This window comes from Microcystis sp. M079S1 (assembly GCF_020246425.1).
Taxonomy (GTDB): domain Bacteria; phylum Cyanobacteriota; class Cyanobacteriia; order Cyanobacteriales; family Microcystaceae; genus Microcystis; species Microcystis aeruginosa.
On the sequence record NZ_JADBSZ010000008.1, the window covers coordinates 1 to 2750 of the forward strand.

General features: G+C 42.8%; 2 protein-coding genes and 2 pseudogenes. 1 reads left to right on the plus strand and 3 read right to left on the minus strand.

The features are described 5' to 3' along the window. Window positions 1–337 precede the first annotated feature (337 nt). Window positions 338–1231: an alpha/beta fold hydrolase gene (locus tag IM456_RS00410; RefSeq protein WP_149988168.1), complete on the minus strand. Its 894-nt coding sequence runs from the start codon at window positions 1229–1231 to the stop codon at window positions 338–340. Window positions 1232–1289: 58 nt separating this feature from the next. Between IM456_RS00410 and IM456_RS00415 the strand changes: the two genes are divergently transcribed. After that, the gene (locus IM456_RS00415) at window positions 1290–2132 is read left to right on the plus strand and encodes an alpha/beta fold hydrolase (RefSeq protein WP_149988169.1); all 843 of its coding nucleotides are present in this window, start codon (window positions 1290–1292) and stop codon (window positions 2130–2132) included. Here the strand turns inward: IM456_RS00415 and IM456_RS00420 are convergent. Both IM456_RS00420 and IM456_RS00425 read right to left on the minus strand, forming a co-directional pair. Continuing rightward, a pseudogene (locus IM456_RS00420) lies at window positions 2133–2486 on the minus strand (M48 family metalloprotease); the annotation flags it as partial. A gap of 19 nt (window positions 2487–2505) precedes the next feature. Beyond that, a pseudogene (locus IM456_RS00425) lies at window positions 2506–2750 on the minus strand (zinc ribbon domain-containing protein); the annotation flags it as partial.

Below are 2750 nucleotides of genomic sequence, written 5' to 3' on the forward strand. Positions count from 1 at the left end.
GAATCCTTATCTGGCAATAGATTTAATTGATTAGTTCGCTCTAGAGCAAAAACAATTGACAAAAATCGCTAAATGCCTTTCTATATAAGGGTTCCATCCCTTATAACCCCCGTCGATTGCATAACACAAACCGAAGAGCCATCGATTTCTCACTCAGGGAAAAACTGGCCGCAAAAATCATTAAATTTACCTTTGGGGCCGAGAAAAATTATCAGTTATCAGTTATCAGTAAACAGTTATCAGTGAATAATCTCACTTAATAAACTCATAACCTCAAAACTGAATCGCGAGGCAGATCGATGAAGGATTGCTTATCAACCCCAACTTTTTTAACTGACTAAATCCCCATTTCCGACAGCCAACTCAAAATTAATTGATTAACTTTTTCGGGATGTTCATCGTGGGGACAGTGACCGGCTTTGGCAATCGGATAAAATTGGGTATTATTTCCCATTTTAGCTCTTTCTTGGTAAATTACCGAACCAGCGATCGGTGTCCAAGGGTCATCCTCTCCCCAGAGTACCAATAAAGGGCGATCGATTTGCGGTAATAATTCCTGGGGAGAAGGTCCGGGGGGTGCCGTCAACACCGATGCGAACACTCCCCACGCACCCGCATCACAGGAGGGTTGATAGAGAATTTCGACTAATTCCTCGGTAATCGCGGTATGGTCGCGATAAACCTGTTTTAAGGTGTTCCGGATGCGATTTTTCTGTCTTACCTGTTCAAAAATAAACTTTCCTGTCACGGGAGAACTAACTAAACCGGTAAAGGCAGCCATGATTAAACGCAGCGGCAAATTTAATTCTTCGGGACGATGGTTTAATCCTCCGGCACAGTTGATAATTACTCCTCCGGCAGTGATTTCGGGAGATTCTGCCATCAGCATTAAGGTAATCAGTCCCCCGATGGAATTACCGACAAATACCGCCGGTCTTGCCATTTTTTCCCTGCAAAAGTCCTGTATTTGCCGCTGCCAAAGGTTGAGACTATAATCTAAAGCGGGCTTATCTGTACCCCCAAATCCCAGAAGATCTAGGGCATAGACTTGATAGCCATTTTCCGCTAAAACGGGGATATTTTTGCGCCAATGACCGATAGATGCCCCAAAACCGTGAATTAAGACTAGGGGTTGTCCTTCTCCCCGCACAGTGTAGGGGATGGTGTGACCTTGCCATGTCCAAGACAATTGCTCTAAGCTAGTCCCAGTGATCGGAGATTGTAGTGCCATTGTATGAAGTTTTATTAAGTGATAGGTAAATTATAGAGTAAAAATCAGTCGAGAATTTATGCCACAACGCCAGACTTTTGCCAATAACTCGATGGAAATTTCCTATTTACAATGGAGCGATCGAGGTATGCCTCTATTATTATTGCACGGCATGGCGGATCATGCTTTGGTTTGGTCAAGCTTGGGCGATTATTTAAGCTCAAATTATCAAGTTATTGCCCCAGATTTGCGGGGACATGGGGAAAGCGGTAAACCGGCAACCGGTTATCACTTTCAGGATTATATCGGCGATTTAAGGGCTTTAATTAATCATTTAGGTTGGACGCAAGCACATATTTTAGGTCATTCTTGGAGTGCTAAAATAGCGGCAATTTGGGCAACTCAACAGCCGGAAGTATTTAAGAGTTTAATTTTAGTCGATCCCTTTTTTATCGATAAAATGCCTAGTTGGATTAGGATAACTTTTCCAATTCTCTATCAAGTTTTGCCCTTTTTAAAGATTACTCGCTCCTTTGATAGTTATCAGAGCATAGAGGCGATCGCTCGTCAATTAAAACAATATAAAGGTTGGTCAAATCTACAGCAAGAGGTGTTTAAAAATGCCATTGAACAAAAAGCTGATGGCAGTTGGAGCGGTAAATTCACTTTGTCGGCACGCGGGGAAATTTTTGAGGATGTCATGGGGTTTGCCGGATTAACTAAAACTTTAGATATTCCCAGTTTATTAATCCTTCCCCAACAGGGATTAAATCGCACTGCTTGGCAAATTCAATCTTATAAAAAGTATTTAACTTCTCTAGAGATTAAAAAGATACCGGGTAATCATTGGGCATTTTTAGGGGAACCTGAAAGTTTTAATCAAGCGGTGGCCGAGTTTTTATCTGTTCAGGAAATTGTCTGATTAGCGGAGAGAACGAATCTGCAATTGGTAATAATCCTCGTCTAAACCTTGATTCTGCTTGTTATTAACCGAATTAAGCTGTTTTTGTAGTGCCAAAATGCGATCGCCTGTGGCAGGATGGGTGCTGAGAATTGTCGGGGTAGAACCCCCCTGTTGTGCTAATTTTCCCATCAAGGAGATCATGTCCTTGGCTGCATAACCAGCCTCAGCTAGATTGTTTAAACCCAGTCGGTCCGCTTCTAATTCATCCTTGCGACTATTGGGCAGATTATAGGCGAGATTGACTCCCAATTGTACCCAAGTTTTTGTGTCCAATCCCGCCGCGCTGAGAAGTCCTTGGGCGAGGGCAGTATTGCTTGACATACTCCCACCGTCAAGCTACGCTGTGACGGGGGATTCTTTCCACATCGCTGTTAGAAATTCCTTGTTCAACGAGACAACTTAGATTCTCAATGTCTCCACTGAAACCCCAGAGGACGGACTCTCCCAAGGCGTTTGGGTCGGTTTCTGTTTGCCCAACAGTACCGTTGAGATGATTTCCCAAGTATTGCAACCCTTTTTTAAGAATATTTATTGCTGCATTATGATCTCTATCTAAGACTGTTTTACAATTGAGGC

Excerpts from the sequence above, each read along its gene's own strand:
- IM456_RS00410 (WP_149988168.1), bottom strand. The coding sequence starts at position 1,231 with ATGGCACTACAATCTCCGATCACTGGGACTAGCTTAGAGCAATTGTCT.
- IM456_RS00415 (WP_149988169.1), top strand. The coding sequence starts at position 1,290 with ATGCCACAACGCCAGACTTTTGCCAATAACTCGATGGAAATTTCCTAT.